Source organism: Vibrio sinaloensis, from assembly GCF_000808535.1.
In the GTDB taxonomy this organism is placed as follows: Bacteria; Pseudomonadota; Gammaproteobacteria; order Enterobacterales; family Vibrionaceae; genus Vibrio; species Vibrio sinaloensis_D.
This window is the reverse complement of record NZ_JWLV01000022.1, coordinates 1-14686: the sequence shown is the minus strand read 5'-3', so window position 1 is coordinate 14686 and position 14686 is coordinate 1. Positions and strand designations below refer to the sequence as shown.

Here is a 14686-nt window from a genome sequence, read left to right as displayed (position 1 = left end):
ATTAGCGGCGCCAAAATGCCGGGAAGAACAGCACCAGTAAGGTAAGAATTTCAAGCCTCCCCATCAGCATTCCTAAGCTCAGTATCCATTTAGCCGCGTCTGGTAGAGGAGCAAAGTTGCCCGTTGGGCCTATAATGCTGCCCATCCCAGGACCGACATTGGCCACGGCGGTAATCGCGCCAGAAATGCTGGTGATTGGGTCAAGGCCCATTGCACTCAAGCAGCCAGCAACGACAATGATGGTGATGAAAAACATCAACCCAAACGCGACGATTGAGCGGACAATATCATCATTCACTGGGCGGCGGTTGTAGCGCTGGACGAAGACACCTGAAGGATGAATCAACTTCATCATCTGTTTGTTTAACAGAGTCAGAGCAATCTGAAAACGGAAGATTTTTATTCCGCCCGAGGTTGAACCCGAACAAGCGCCCGCCATCATCAAAAAGGCAAAGAGTGTGGTTGGCAGAGCACCCCAAGCGGTAAAGTCTTCTAAGCCGAATCCTGTTGTTGTGACGACTGATACAATGTTGAACATAGAAACACGCAGCGCATCAAGGACGGTGTAGCCATCTCGAATCACCAACCATGCGGCAATCACTAAGCTGCTGCCAAGGAACAGATAGGTAAAACCACGCACTTGTGCATCTTCTAACAGTTCGTCGAAGCGTCGTTTACGGATCGCAGATACGAACAACAAGAACGGCAAGCCACCCAAGAACATAAACAAGGTTGCGACCCAATGAGCGCCATTCGAAAAGTGGTTCATTGAACCATCGGAGGTTGAGTAGCCACCCGTTGATAACGTGGTAAATGAATGGTTGATGGCTTCAAACAAATTCATCCCTGTCAGCATAAAGCCAATCAGGCAAAGCCCTGTCAGTACCACATAGACGGACATAATGTTCTTGGCGACGGTTTTCGCTCGAGGACTGCTTTTATCAGACCAATCCGAAGACTCAGTGTGGAACAGTTTCATCCCGCCGACGTTGAGCATCGGTAATACCGCTACCGCCATCACGATGAAGCCAATCCCACCTAACCACTGCAAGATTGAGCGCCACAGCAAAATACTGGGTGCCATGTTATCTAGGCCACTCAGCACTGTTGAACCTGTGGTGGTGATGCCAGACATGGTTTCAAAGTACGCGTCGGTAAAGCTAATGTGGTTGATAAATACAAATGGCAACGCGGCGAAAGCGCTAGCGATGGTCCAAACCAAGCTGGTAATTAGGAACATGTCGCGCACGCTGAGCTTAAAGTTTTTGGTTCTGCCTAAACTGAGGCAGGTAAAGGCGGCCAGATGGGTGATCAGTACCGATTGACCAAACTCCAAGAATCCCGGAGTACCACTAAAAAATGCCACCAGTGTTGGCACGTACATGAACAGAGCTAGTTTCGAAAGCACTAGCCCTATCACGAACAATACAGGGCGGAAATTGACCATGGTGCCAATCCTAAAGGAAGAATGGGCTCGGTTGGAATAGCGCTTCCACGTCTGGTACATATTTCTTATCAACTAAGAACATCACCACGTGGTCATCTTGTTCAATTACGGTTCGGTCATGGGCGATCAGAACTTCTTCACCGCGGACAATCGCACCAATGGTGGTGCCCGGCGGTAGTTTGATGTCACCAATCGCACGTCCCACCACTTTCGAAGTGGTTTCATCGCCATGGGCAACGGCTTCGATGGCTTCGGCCGCGCCACGGCGCAACGAGGATACATTGACAATGTCAGCACGGCGCACGTGAGTGAGAAGCGCAGAGATGGTGGCTTGTTGTGGGGAGATGGCTACATCAATCGCGCCACCTTGGACGAGATCAACATAGGCGCCGCGTTGGATCAGTACCATCACTTTTTTTGCCCCCATGCGTTTGGCAAGCATGGCAGACATGATGTTGGTTTCATCTTCGTTGGTGAGGGCGATGAACACGTCCACTTGGTCGACGTTCTCTTCGCTCAGCAGTTCTTGGTCTGCGGCGTCACCACAGAAAACGATGGTATTCTCTAACTCTTCAGAGAGTTTTTCAGCACGTTGATAGCTGCGCTCAATCAGTTTTACGCTGTAAGTCTGTTCAAGGCGCCTCGCCAAGCTTGCGCCGATGTTACCCCCGCCGACAATCATGATGCGGCGGTACGGTTTTTCTAGGCGTTGCAATTCACTCATCACTGAGCGAATGTGGTTGCTTGCCGCCACGAAGAAGACTTCGTCATCGGCTTCGATAATGGTGGTGCCTTGTGGGCGTATTGGACGGCCTTGACGGAAGATAGCCGCAACACGAGTATCGATGTGTGGCATGTGCTCGCGTAGAGTGGAAAGAGCATTACCAACCAGTGGACCCCCATAGTAAGCTTTTACGGCAACTAAGCTGACTTTTTGCTCAGCAAAGCTCACCACTTGCAGTGCACCTGGATATTGGATCAAACGCTCAATGTAGCTTGTCACCAACTCTTCTGGCGCAATCAGGTGATCGACTGGAACGGCGCCTGATTGGAAGAGTGCTTCTTTTTCAGCAAGGTATTGTGGAGATCGAATGCGAGCAATTCGGTTTGGCGTGTTAAAGAGAGAAAACGCGACCTGACACGCGGCCATGTTGGTTTCATCGGTATTGGTGACCGCAACCAGCATATCGGCATCTTGGGCCCCTGCTTCACGCAGAGAGTCTGGGTGGCTTGCATGACCGTGGACGACACGTAAGTCATACTTGTCTTGCAGTTCACGCAGCCGGTCATTATCTCGGTCAACGATGGTAATGTCGTTGTTTTCACCTACCAGGTTTTCAGCCAAAGTACCGCCGACCTGACCTGCGCCAAGAATGATGATTTTCATAGCTTTTCTCTTTATTCGCTTAGCTGGTTGAATACAGCTTAAGTATTTACTCGTTGCAATGAAATAGCGGCTAAGACAAAGTCATTAGCCGCTCAAATTAATTATGCTTGTTTCACTAGCACTGCGTAGTAGAAACCATCCATATCCTCTTCGCCAGGTAAGATTTGGCGTCCTGGATTGTTGATGTCAGAGCCGACTAGTGTCGCATCACTTGTGCGTTCTAAGAATGCTTTCACTTGAAGGACATTCTCTTTTGGCGTAATTGAGCAGGTTGCGTAAACCATAGTGCCACCGGCTTTCAGTTGCCCCCACATTGCATCCATGATTTCACTTTGCAGCTCAGCAAGCGCATCAATGTCGTTTGCTCGGCGTAGCCACTTAATATCAGGGTGACGACGGATAACACCAGTCGCCGAACAAGGAGCATCAAGGAGAATGCGGTCAAATTTTTCGCCGCTCCACCACTCTTGAGGGTAGCGAGCATCGCCACAAATCACATCCGCGCGCAGTTGTAGACGTTCTAAGTTGTCATAGACGCGATCAAGACGCTTAGCATCACAATCAATCGCAACCACTTCGGTATCTTCTGTGTGCTCAAGGATGTGGGCGGTTTTGCCACCTGGCGCCGCACAGCAATCAAGGATCAGCTCGCCATTTTGTGGCTGTAGATAGTTCACAGACAGCTGAGCGGCAGCGTCTTGGACTGATACCCAACCGCGGTCAAAGCCTGGAAGAAGGGTTACGTCACAAGGCGAGGCCAATTTTATGGCATCTTCTGCTTCTGGGTGAATGCTGAATTCAATGTTTGCATCTTTCAGCAGTTCAAGATATTCATCGCGCGTGTGGTGCTGACGATTCACGCGTAGCCACATTGGGGCCTTGCTGTTGTTTGCTTCGACCAATTGCTCCCATTGCTCTGGGTAGCTTTCACGCAGCATATTCAATAGCCAGTTCGGGTGACCATATTTGCCGGCATTGTGACTAACGGCTTTTTCATCTAATGCTTCTTGATCACGTAAGTAGCTACGTAATACGGCATTGATTAGGCCGCGCAGGCTTGGGCCTTTCAACGTCTTGGTGCCTTCCACCGTTTCTGCTACTGCCGCATGAGCGGGAATACGCATAAAGCTAAGTTGGTAAATACCAACCAGAATTAGATGGTGGAATACGCGTTTTTTCCCTTTCAGTGGATTATCCATGAGCTCATTGGCGATGGATTCCAAACGTGGCAAGTAACGCAGTGCGCCATAACAGATCTCTTGTAAGAGAGCGTGGTCTCTTGGTCTGATGGTTTTTTGCGCCGCAGGTAGTGCGTGTGAAAGAGATTGGCCTTTATCGACCACTTGGAATAGGACGTTGGCTGCAGCAGCGCGAACATTCATGATGAATACCTTAAATTAAGGGAGGGTGTCTCCACCCTCAAAATGTACGTTTCCCGTCAGGGAGAATGTGTTTAAACCAGCTGAGTGCCGACTTCAAACCAGCTAGCACGTGAGTTCAAAATGTCTTGAACTGACATGGCTTTTTTACCTGGTACTTGCAGTTGTTCTAGTACTAGTACGCCATTGCCAGTGGCAACGTAGATACCTGTTTTATCCGCTTGCAGGATGGTGCCTGTTGGTTTATCTGACGTTTGCTCATCAACTCGGCTTTGCCAGACTTTGATGCTGTTTTCAGCCGCTTCAAAGTAGCTCATTGGCCATGGATTGAAAGCGCGTACGCAGCGTTCAATATGCGCAGCATCGTCAGCCCAGTTAATACGCGCTTCTTCTTTACTCAGTTTCTTCGCGTAGTTTGCTAGCTCATCATCTTGCTTTTCAGGCACTGCTTTGCCTTGGGCAATATCGGCCAAGCATTCAACTAGCGCATCAGGACCAAGCTCCGCGAGCTTTTCATACATAGTGGCACTGGTGTCAGTTGCTTCAATTGGCAAGGTCGCGATTTTTAGCATGTCACCAGTATCAAGGCCGATGTCCATTTGCATGATGGTTACGCCAGTCTCGTTATCACCCGCCCAAATAGAACGTTGAATCGGAGCAGCGCCACGCCAGCGAGGCAAGATTGAACCATGAACGTTAATACAACCTAGCTTTGGTGTATCCAGTACTGCTTGAGGAAGCAGTAGGCCATAAGCCACAACAACCATGATGTCAGCGTTGAGATCTGCAAGCTCTTGTTTGGCTTCATCAGACTTAAAGTTTTCAGGTTGATAAACCGGAATGTTGTGCTCTAGGGCAATGTTCTTCACTGGGCTGGCAGTAAGCTTTTTACCGCGACCTGCTGGGCGATCTGGCTGTGTGTAAACAGCAATAACTTCATGCTCCGAAGACAACAACGCCGCCAAGTGACGGGCGGCGAAATCCGGAGTACCAGCAAAAACAATCTTCAAAGGTTTGCTCAAGGTACCTTCCTTCTATTTATGGCGGTTAAGCTTTAGCGTTCTTCTCGTTGAAGCGCTTGATCTTAGCTAGCTTGTCTTGAATACGCTTGCGTTTTAAAGGCGAAAGGTAGTCTACAAACAGTTTGCCTTCTAGGTGATCAAGTTCGTGCTGTACACAGATTGCTAATAGGTCATCAGCTTCAAAAGTGTACTCTTCGCCATCACGGTTAAGCGCTTTTACTGTTACTTCTGCCGCACGTGGTACGAGTGCTCTTGCTCCAGGTACAGATAGACAGCCTTCTTCGATGCCATCTTCACCGCGTTTCTCGATGATTTCTGGGTTGATCAGAACCATTGGCTCGTCACGAGTCTCAGAAATATCGATAACAACAATGCGTTGGTGGAAATCAACTTGGGTTGCTGCCAAGCCAATACCTTCTTCGTCGTACATGGTTTCAATCATGTCATCAACGAATTTTTGAATCTCAGGAGTCACGGCTTCAACCGGCTTTGCGACGGTGCGAAGGCGATCATCTGGGAATGTTAATACTTGTAATACAGACATATACACTCGAAATGTTGAACTGTGCCGAATCAGGATAATCCTTGTTGGCTCAATTCTAGACATTTTGTAGACCAAATGACAGCATCATTGCGTTTTTGACGCGTTTATAGGCAGTTCTCGCGATTCTAATCACCACCAAATTTTACTCTCAGGGATGAACGGTTATGTCAGTACGGTTCGGGTTTTCGCTTGTAGCATTGTTGTCTTTTTGTACCTCACATTTCGTTTCTGCACAGGAAGAAGTCCTCACCGTAAAAAAGGGTGCGCCTACGACCTATACCGTGGTGAAAGGGGATACCTTATGGGATATTTCGGCGCTCTATTTAGATAGCCCTTGGTTGTGGCCACGATTGTGGCAGGTCAACCCAGAGATCGATAACCCCCACCTTATTTACCCAGGCGATAAACTCAGTTTAGTTTGGCGCAATGGGCAGCCAGTACTGAGCTTGAAGCCGATGGTGAAACTGAGCCCTAAAGTCCGTGTTTTGGATAAAAAGGCGCTGCCTACCATCAATGAATCCTTAGTTTTGCCTTATTTAGAGTCAGATCGCCTACTGACAGAGGAAGAGTTATCGACAAGCGCTCGCGTGCTTGGCTCGAGCGATGGCGATCAATATTTAACGAACCACAAACTCATTTACATCACGGGGGAGCACAATCACTCAGACTGGGTGATCTACCGACCGCTTGATGAATACCAGCGCGACACGCACAAAATGACGGCGCTTAAACAGATCGCTAAGGCGACGTTGACCTCGCAAGGGCAAGGCTTTAGTGGTTTGGAAATTAGTGTCCAGAACCAAGAGATTCTGGCAGATGACATTGCACTACCAGTGATTGAAGGTGTTACTGATTCGCTATCTACGACCTTTTACCCAGCGCCTTCTCCTGCGCAGAGTGTGGCGAACTTGTTAGGCTCGCTGGAGGGCAGTCATTATGTGGGGCAAAACCAAGTTGTGGTTATCGACCGAGGTGACATAGACCAGTTGCGCCAAGGCTCCATGTTTGAACTCTATTCTCCGGGGGCGAAGATTGAGGATGGCAAACACCTGCCAGATACTTTCATTGGCCATTTAATGGTGATTCGTCCGTACGAACATTTTAGTTTGGCATTGGTAACACAAAGCGCTCAGCCTATCAGTCAGCAAACGTTACTTCGGTCACCGCTAGACGCTTTGGAATAATGAATCGAGAGGCTTTAGCGGCTTGGCTAGCTCTCTATTTTACCCCGCGCGTTGGCCCCAAAACATTTGCTAAGCTAACAGCAATCGAGAGCCCTGAAAGTATTGCTCAATTAAGCACTTCAGAGCTTCAATCGGTAGGTTTTAGTACGCAGCAAATTGAGTACTTAAAGCATCGCGCTGAGAAAGACATTGTCGATTGCTTCAATTGGCTAGATGCTTGCTCGCAGCGGGCGATATTGACGTTGCGAGACTCAGCCTACCCTCCATTATTGAAACAAACAGGCACCGCTCCAGCAATACTATTTGTTGAAGGTGATGTTTCTTGTTTATCTCACCCTCAATTGGCTATGGTTGGCAGTCGCAATGCCAGTATCGATGGCTTGAACTGTGCCCGCCGTTTTGCTCAATCGCTTGTTGAACATGGGCTGGTTATTACCAGTGGTCTCGCTTTGGGAGTTGATGGCTATGCGCATGATGGTGCGTTGCAGGGAGGAGGGAAAACAGTAGCGGTACTGGGGAGTGGGTTGGACTCAGTATATCCTGCTCGCCATCGTCAGTTGGCTGAAAGAATATGCCAAAGTGGAGCATTGATTTCCGAATTTCACCCACTGGCAAAACCGAAAGCGGATCATTTTCCTCGCAGAAATAGAATTATTAGTGGCTTATCGGCAGGAGTGCTGGTGATTGAGGCGGCAGAAAAAAGCGGTTCTTTGATTACCGCGCGTTATGCCGCGGAGCAAGGTAGAGACGTATTTGCGATTCCAAGCTCTATTCACCACACCCAAGGGCGTGGCTGTAACCTATTGATAAAGCAAGGTGCTTGCTTGGTTCAGAATGTCGAAGATATTGTCGCTGAAATCGAGACACTGGTTCGCTGGTCTGATCAAGGTATCGGTGCAGTTCAGCAGGAAATTTTTCCTCTAGAAGATAGCAAAGAAGAATTGCCATTTCCTCAGCTGTTAGCTAACGTAGGAAGTAGGGCTACACCAGTTGATATTCTTGCAAGCAGGACCAATATACCTGTTCAAGAAGTCATGATGCAGCTCTTAGAGCTTGAGCTCTCAGGGCATGTTGTTGCAGTTTCCGGTGGCTATATTCGAAAGGGGAGGGGCGAGCTATGATGATGGATATCCTAATGTATCTGTTCGAGACTTACATCCATAGCGATGCAGAGTTACAAGTCAATCAAGATGAGCTTGAAGAAGAGTTGCTTCGTGCAGGCTTTCATCAAAATGACATCTATAAAGCCCTTGTCTGGCTGGAAGAGTTAGCCGCTCTGCAGCAAAGCGAGGCCCACTCAGCAATTTCTGTGTGCAGTACATCGACTTCGACACGTATTTACACCGCCAAAGAGTGTGAGCGTTTGAGTCTAGAGTGCCGCGGTTTCATTACTTTCCTTGAACAAGTGAACGTGTTGACAACAGAAACGCGTGAAATGGTGATTGACCGCATTATGGGCCTCGAGACGGATGAGTTTGAGCTGGATGATCTCAAGTGGATTGTATTGATGGTGCTGTTCAATGTACCAGGCAATGAAAACGCTTATACGCTTATGGAAGAGCTGTTATACACCAAAGAACAAGGTGTTCTACATTAACGAGCTTTCCAAGTGACCAAAAGCAGTAAAATAGATCAGCAGCTGTTTTCAGCTCATGAACACGCATTAGAGCATCAAGCGTGCCCGAAATGCCAATCCGAGCAGCGCGATGGCGAACTTCAGCTTCGCCATGGTAAGCATGGCCCATTTCTTGGCTGTACCTTGTATCCAACCTGCGATTACATTAAGCCATTACACCAAAATGATGGGCATATCATCAAAGAGCTTGGTGTACCTTGCCCAGAATGTGGCAACGAGTTGGTCCTTCGCCAAGGGCGTTACGGTATGTTTATTGGTTGTAGCCACTATCCGCAGTGCCATCATATTGAGTCTCTGGATCAACCTGAAGAAGAGCCAAAGTCACCGCATTTAACTTGTCCGGAATGTCACAAAGGCCATCTAGTTGAGCGCAAAACACGCTTTGGTAAGTTATTCTATGCCTGTGATAACTACCCTAAATGCAAGTTTGCGGTTAACCTGCCTCCAGTAGCTGGGCAGTGCGAGAAGTGTGGATTTCCATTACTGATTGAGAAAAAGCTGGCCAGTGGAGACCGATTACAGTGTGCTAATCGTAAATGTCATCACACCCAAGAAAACAAATAGCAAAACGGCGCCTAGAGCGCCGTTTTTGTTTACTGTTTATTAAGATTACTCAGTGAAGTTCTCAGCGAAATCATGTACGGCTGGAAAAGCCTTCTTGTCTAGGACATCGGCGAGCGCACATAATTTGCGTTGCAGTTCGCCATTGTAATCTCCACACACATTGATGTGGCCCATTTTACGGCCTTCGCGTTTCTCTTTTCCGTACCAATGCACATGGCAACCATCCATCGCGATCACAGCTTCTGGTAACGTATCTTCACCCAAAATGTTGATCATCGATGTGGATCGGATCAGCTTGGTTGACCCCAGTGGCAAGCCACAAACGGCGCGCAGGTGGTTCTCAAACTGACACGTTTCCGCGCCTTGTTGAGTCCAGTGACCAGAGTTATGAACGCGTGGTGCGATTTCATTAACCAGTAAAGTGCCATCTACATCAAAGAACTCGAGGGCTAACACGCCGACGTAGTCGAGGCTGTTGGCAACCGCAGTGAACATGTTCTTCGCTTGTTCTTGTAGCTCAGTATCTGCAATAGCAGTAGACAGTGTCAGGACACCATTGGTATGAACGTTCTCCGCTAGAGGGTAAACCGCCACGTTGCCATCTTTGCCACGGGCACCAACCAGAGAGACTTCACGATTAAACGGGACAAACTCTTCAGCGACAATCGCTTGGGTTTCTGTCGCGGCAATGCATTCCGCCATTTCAGCCCAGATGGCATCTGCTTGATCTGCATCTCTTAGGCGCCACTGGCCCTTTCCATCGTATCCGCCCAAAGCGCTTTTAAGCACCATAGGAATACCTACGTGTTGGATAGCAGTATCAAAGTCCTCACGGGAGTTGATGACGTAGTATTTAGCATTACGTACGCCTGCATCATCGAGTAATTGCTTCTCGATGCGGCGGTCACCACCAGCTTTAATAGCCTGTGTTGATGGTAAGAACTTGCCACTTTGCTCGCACACCGCAAGAATGTCATGAGGGATATGTTCAAACTCAGCAGTGATGACGTCAGCTTGCGCAATCGCATTCTCTAAACCATGGCCAGTCACCATTTGGGTTAGCGGATGAACGATATTTTTGCTCCCCACATCGTACGCAGAGATCTCGATGTTAAGAGGCGCGCCTGCCAATGACATCATACGAGCCAGTTGACCGGCACCTAGCACTAACACATGCATAGTATTAGTCCTCTGCTGGATTTGGGTTAGCTAATACAGTTTCAGTCTGTTCACTGCGGAACGCTTCAACCTTAGCCATCACTTCTTCGTCATGCGTACCAAGGATTTGTGCCGCTAGTATACCTGCGTTTGCTGCGCCAGCTTCACCGATGGCTAGCGTGCCTACCGCAATCCCTTTTGGCATTTGAACAATAGAATAGAGAGAATCTAAGCCACTTAACGCTCGTGATTGAACAGGAACACCAAGTACAGGCAAAGACGTAAACGCCGCAGCCATGCCAGGTAAGTGAGCAGCGCCGCCAGCGCCGGCAATGATCACTTTAAGACCACGTTCTTTCGCGCTAGTCGCGTAATCAGCGAGAAGTTGAGGAGTGCGGTGTGCAGAGACGACTTTTGTTTCGTACTCAACTCCGAATCTGTCTAGCATTTCTGCCGCTAGTTTCATTGTTGGCCAATCTGATTTTGAACCCATGATGATACCGACTTTCATCTCGAACTCCTTAAAGCTGCGCGTAATAGGTGAGCATTCAATTTGTGCGCATTATACGGGGATTTTACTCTTAAGCAAACGTTTGCGTTGGCATTGAAATCAGATTGATACAATTTATAAATAAATAGCTTTAGTCACTGGTTGTGATTGTTTGTACACTTATCAAAAACAAAGATTGAACAGGAAGTATTCGTGGATAATTTTGATCGAGCGCTCAACGCTTTAAATGATGGTGAAGTGATTGCCTACCCTACAGAGGGCGTATTTGGTGTCGGGTGTGATCCGGATAACCCAGAAGCTATTCAAAAATTATTAGAGCTCAAGCAGCGCCCTGTCGAAAAAGGGTTGATTTTGATTGCTGCAAGCTATGAGCAGCTGCTGCCCTACATTGATGAGTCACAATTAACTGCGCAGCAGCTTGAGCAAGTCCATCAAACTTGGCCAGGTCCAGTCACTTGGATAATGCCTTGCAGCGATAAAGTGTCTAACTGGGTTTCTGGCCAATTCGATTCCATTGCAGTGCGTGTAACGGATCATCCTTTGGTACAAAAGATGTGTAATGCGTTTGGAAAGCCGCTAACCTCTACCAGCGCGAATCTAACTGGTGAGCCGCCTTGTATGACCACAGAACAAGTCTATCAGCAGCTAGGCGATAAGCTGGTGGCTGTTTTGGAAGGTGAAACGGGTGGAAGAGAAAAGCCAAGTGAGATTCGTGATGCGAAAACGTCACAAGTATTAAGACAAGGCTAACCTTGCAAAGGAAGAAAGATGTCGGCAATTGATAAACAAGCGGTAAAGCAATTCTTAATGGAACTGCAAGACTCGATCTGTCAGAAGTTAGAAGCAGCAGACGGTCAGGCAGAATTTGTTGAAGATGCATGGCATCGTGAACCTGGTGAGAAGCTAGGTGGTGGTGGTCGAACTCGCGTGATGAAAGAAGGCGCAGTGTTTGAGCAAGGCGGCGTGAACTTTTCTCACGTTGAAGGCAAAGAAATGCCAGCTTCTGCAACGGCTCACCGACCTGAGCTAGCTGGTCGACGCTTTGAAGCGATGGGGGTGTCTTTAGTTATGCACCCGAACAACCCTTATGTCCCAACTTCTCACGCTAACGTTCGTTTCTTTATCGCCGAAAAAGAGGGCGAAGAGCCAATTTGGTGGTTTGGTGGGGGCTTTGACCTAACACCGTTTTATCCTTTTGAAGAAGACGCGCAATATTGGCACAACACTGCGAAAGAGGTGTGTGCGCCATTTGGCAGTGAAGTTTACCCAGAGCATAAAGCTTGGTGTGATAAATACTTTTACCTGCCACACCGTGATGAAACCAGAGGCGTCGGTGGCTTGTTCTTTGATGATCTTAATCATTGGGAGTTTGATAAGTGCTTTGAGTACATCAAAGCGGTTGGTCAAGGTTATACAGATGCCTACCTGCCGATTGTAGAGCGCCGCAAAGAAACAGAATACGGCGAGCGTGAACGTCAGTTCCAACTATATCGCAGAGGTCGTTACGTCGAATTCAACCTAGTGTTTGACCGTGGCACTCTGTTTGGCCTGCAGAGTGGAGGTCGAACAGAATCTATCTTGATGTCGATGCCACCACTTGCTCGCTGGGAGTACTCGTACCAAGTGGAGCCGGGCTCGCCAGAAGCCGAGTTATACGACCACTACCTCAAGCCGAGAGAGTGGTAAGGCTTTCTTCCTTATATAGATAGTGATAGGGTCAATGTTTCGCATTGGCCCTTTTTTAGTTCTGCAGGTAAAGGAAATGACTCAGCAAATAGATCGCTATGCCGTTTTTGGTAATCCCATCTCTCAAAGTAAATCGCCTTTTATTCATACCCTATTTGCTCGTCAAACCAATCAGTCATTGACCTATACCGCAGAAAGCCCAAATAAGGATGCGTTTCAACAAGCGGCGTCTGAGTTTTTTGCTCAAGGTGGCAAAGGCTGTAATGTCACGGTTCCATTTAAGGAAGATGCTTATCGCTTTGCTACTCGACTGACAGAACGTGCTCAATTGGCTGGAGCGGTGAATACGCTGAAGAAGCTCGATGATGGTGAGATTATTGGTGATAACACCGATGGTGAAGGGTTAGTACAGGACTTGCTTCAATATCAAGTGCCTTTAAAAGGAGCGCGTATTTTACTTATTGGTGCTGGTGGTGCCGCACGTGGCGTCATTAAGCCACTATTAGATCAGCAGCCCGCTGAGCTTGTTGTTACCAACCGAACCTTTGCTAAAGCGCAACTGCTTGCCGAGATGTTTGCTCCGTATGGAACGATTAGCGCTTGTGAGATGAGTGACGTCAACCAAGCGTTTGACGTGATCATCAACTCCACCTCTTCTAGCTTGAGCGGTGAACTACCAGAGATATCCGCAGCTATCTTTACGGAACAGGCGGTGGTGTATGACATGATGTATGGCGCTGGTAAAACGACCTTCAATCAGTGGGCACATGAGCATGGGGTGGTGCAAGTCTTTGATGGATTGGGAATGCTGGTCGGTCAAGCGGCAGAAAGCTTTATGCTTTGGCGTGGTTTAAGACCAGGTACCAAACAAATTTTACGTGAGTTGAGAAAGAACCTAGAGGGATTGTAATGAATCAATCGATCTTATTCCCAGACATGCAAACATGGGATGAAGACAAACAAGCGGTTCTCTTTCCAGCGCAGCAATCAGGTGCTCTGATTCAATGCCTAGTGAGTATCAGTGAACTGAAACAGCTGTCGGGACAGGACATCGAGAACGAACAGCAAGCTCTGGAAGTCTTTTCACAATATCGATTCGATCTTGAAGAGCTTGCTGAAGAACTGATTGAAGAGGAAGAATTCAACTCAGAAGGTAATATAGAGGTCGTTAGTTAATCTCTTTAACCTCATGTAGGTAATCTTCTTTATTCTGCACATAGTTATCCGCAGACTTCTGTAAGAAAGCTCGTTCCTTATCGTTGAGGGGGCGAGCTTGCTTGACCGGACTTCCTACATAAAGGTAACCGCTTTCGAGTCGCTTTCCTGGGGGGACCAGACTGCCCGCACCAATCATTACCTCTTCTTCTATAATGGCAGCGTCTAATACAATCGCGCCCATACCGACTAAAACGCGATCTTTAATGGTACAGCCATGCAGCATCACCTTATGGCCGATCGTGACATCATTTCCAATAACCAGAGGGTATCCGTTAGGGTTCTCTTTATTCTTATGGGTGACATGTAAAACACTACCATCTTGAACATTAGTGCGATCGCCTATTTGAATATGGTTTACATCACCTCGTGCAGCCACCAATGGCCAGATGCTTGAGTCGTTGCCTATTTTGATATCACCAACCAAAACAGAGCTACTATCTATATAGACGCGCTCACCAATTTGAGGGGAAATACCTTTGTAACTGCGTAGTGAGCTCATGATTTATCCTTTTTATCTTGATATATAGCGTTTATAGGCTCAGAAAAGTACTAAAAATAGGTCGTTTTGAATAGAAAATACCCAAACAATAAAAAAATCAAAAAAAACTGCAAAAAGGGCTTGCCAATGTGATGGCGATCTCTATAATGCCCCCTCGCTGACACGGGAACGCTTCGAAAGAAACGAGAGCCCAGTTAGCAAGGTCAATTAGCCAAGCGGAAACGCTTGAAAAAAGTTTGAAAAAAGTGGTTGACACTAAACTTTATCTCGCTAGAATGGCCGCCTCTTCCGAAGTGATGTGAGTCACAAAGAAGAAAGCTCTTTAACAATATAAACCTATCAATCTGTGTGGGCACTCGTTGATGATAATCCAATTAGAAGCTTCGGCTTCAAATTAGGTTTCAATGAAACGAAGTGACCATTGAATCGAAAGATTCAGCACAGTCAATTC

General features: G+C 47.6%; 16 protein-coding genes. 8 read left to right on the top strand and 8 right to left on the bottom strand.

The genetic code is table 11. From position 1 onward, the window contains the following. Position 1: 1 nt before the first annotated feature. The 5 genes from RJ47_RS13080 to def form a co-directional block, all read right to left on the bottom strand. Positions 2-1447, bottom strand: coding sequence for a TrkH family potassium uptake protein (locus RJ47_RS13080; protein ID WP_039484308.1), 1446 nt, complete (start codon positions 1445-1447; stop codon positions 2-4). Between the two features lie 10 nt (positions 1448-1457). Next, positions 1458-2834, bottom strand: coding sequence for a Trk system potassium transporter TrkA (gene trkA, locus RJ47_RS13075; RefSeq protein ID WP_005472471.1), 1377 nt, complete (start codon positions 2832-2834; stop codon positions 1458-1460). 101 nt (positions 2835-2935) lie between these two features. Continuing rightward, positions 2936-4216: a 16S rRNA (cytosine(967)-C(5))-methyltransferase RsmB gene (gene rsmB / locus RJ47_RS13070; RefSeq protein ID WP_038141300.1), complete on the bottom strand. Its 1281-nt coding sequence runs from the start codon at positions 4214-4216 to the stop codon at positions 2936-2938. Between the two features lie 71 nt (positions 4217-4287). Continuing rightward, complete coding sequence (gene fmt / locus RJ47_RS13065; protein ID WP_039478788.1) at positions 4288-5235, bottom strand: methionyl-tRNA formyltransferase; 948 nt, start codon at positions 5233-5235, stop codon at positions 4288-4290. A gap of 25 nt (positions 5236-5260) precedes the next feature. After that, on the bottom strand, positions 5261-5779 hold the full coding sequence (gene def, locus RJ47_RS13060; protein ID WP_005472495.1) for a peptide deformylase: 519 nt from the start codon (positions 5777-5779) through the stop codon (positions 5261-5263). A gap of 164 nt (positions 5780-5943) precedes the next feature. Here def and RJ47_RS13055 point away from each other — a divergent pair, with 164 nt between their 5' ends. Genes RJ47_RS13055 through RJ47_RS13040 form a run of 4 tightly spaced genes read left to right on the top strand, consistent with a single transcriptional unit; the run spans position 5944 to position 9163 of the window. Then, positions 5944-6963: a LysM peptidoglycan-binding domain-containing protein gene (locus tag RJ47_RS13055; protein WP_039484305.1), complete on the top strand. Its 1020-nt coding sequence runs from the start codon at positions 5944-5946 to the stop codon at positions 6961-6963. Continuing rightward, positions 6963-8084 (top strand): DNA-processing protein DprA, encoded by a 1122-nt coding sequence (dprA, locus tag RJ47_RS13050; protein ID WP_039484303.1) that lies wholly within the window; start codon positions 6963-6965, stop codon positions 8082-8084. Before RJ47_RS13055 ends, dprA begins: the two co-directional genes overlap by 1 nt. Further along, a complete protein-coding gene (locus RJ47_RS13045; RefSeq protein WP_038141288.1) occupies positions 8081-8560 on the top strand; it encodes a DUF494 family protein in 480 nt (159 codons plus the stop codon). Before dprA ends, RJ47_RS13045 begins: the two co-directional genes overlap by 4 nt. 12 nt (positions 8561-8572) lie before the next feature. Then, on the top strand, positions 8573-9163 hold the full coding sequence (locus tag RJ47_RS13040; protein ID WP_039484299.1) for a type I DNA topoisomerase: 591 nt from the start codon (positions 8573-8575) through the stop codon (positions 9161-9163). A gap of 45 nt (positions 9164-9208) precedes the next feature. Here RJ47_RS13040 and RJ47_RS13035 read toward each other — a convergent pair whose 3' ends face one another. Together RJ47_RS13035 and purE are read right to left on the bottom strand one after the other, a co-directional pair. Continuing rightward, a complete protein-coding gene (locus RJ47_RS13035) occupies positions 9209-10342 on the bottom strand; it encodes a 5-(carboxyamino)imidazole ribonucleotide synthase (protein ID WP_039484296.1) in 1134 nt (377 codons plus the stop codon). Between the two features lie 4 nt (positions 10343-10346). Beyond that, on the bottom strand, positions 10347-10832 hold the full coding sequence (gene purE, locus RJ47_RS13030) for a 5-(carboxyamino)imidazole ribonucleotide mutase (RefSeq protein WP_004410971.1): 486 nt from the start codon (positions 10830-10832) through the stop codon (positions 10347-10349). Positions 10833-11024: 192 nt separating this feature from the next. Here purE and RJ47_RS13025 point away from each other — a divergent pair, with 192 nt between their 5' ends. The 4 genes from RJ47_RS13025 (at position 11025) to RJ47_RS13010 (ending at position 13694) form a co-directional block, all read left to right on the top strand. Beyond that, a complete protein-coding gene (locus RJ47_RS13025) occupies positions 11025-11582 on the top strand; it encodes an L-threonylcarbamoyladenylate synthase (RefSeq protein ID WP_038141280.1) in 558 nt (185 codons plus the stop codon). Between the two features lie 18 nt (positions 11583-11600). Continuing rightward, a complete protein-coding gene (gene hemF / locus RJ47_RS13020) occupies positions 11601-12518 on the top strand; it encodes an oxygen-dependent coproporphyrinogen oxidase (RefSeq protein ID WP_039484293.1) in 918 nt (305 codons plus the stop codon). A gap of 76 nt (positions 12519-12594) precedes the next feature. Further along, entirely contained in the window at positions 12595-13428 is an 834-nt protein-coding gene (aroE, locus tag RJ47_RS13015) for a shikimate dehydrogenase (RefSeq protein WP_039484289.1), read from the top strand. Further along, positions 13428-13694, top strand: a complete 267-nt coding sequence (locus RJ47_RS13010) for a DUF1488 domain-containing protein (RefSeq protein WP_005472590.1) — start codon at positions 13428-13430, stop codon at positions 13692-13694. Before aroE ends, RJ47_RS13010 begins: the two co-directional genes overlap by 1 nt. On the opposite strand, the gene RJ47_RS13005 is transcribed toward RJ47_RS13010, so the two are convergent. Further along, the gene (locus RJ47_RS13005; protein WP_039484286.1) at positions 13687-14235 is read right to left on the bottom strand and encodes a gamma carbonic anhydrase family protein; all 549 of its coding nucleotides are present in this window, start codon (positions 14233-14235) and stop codon (positions 13687-13689) included. The two genes, RJ47_RS13010 and RJ47_RS13005, sit on opposite strands and share 8 nt — an antisense overlap. Between the last annotated feature and the right edge of the window lie 451 nt (positions 14236-14686).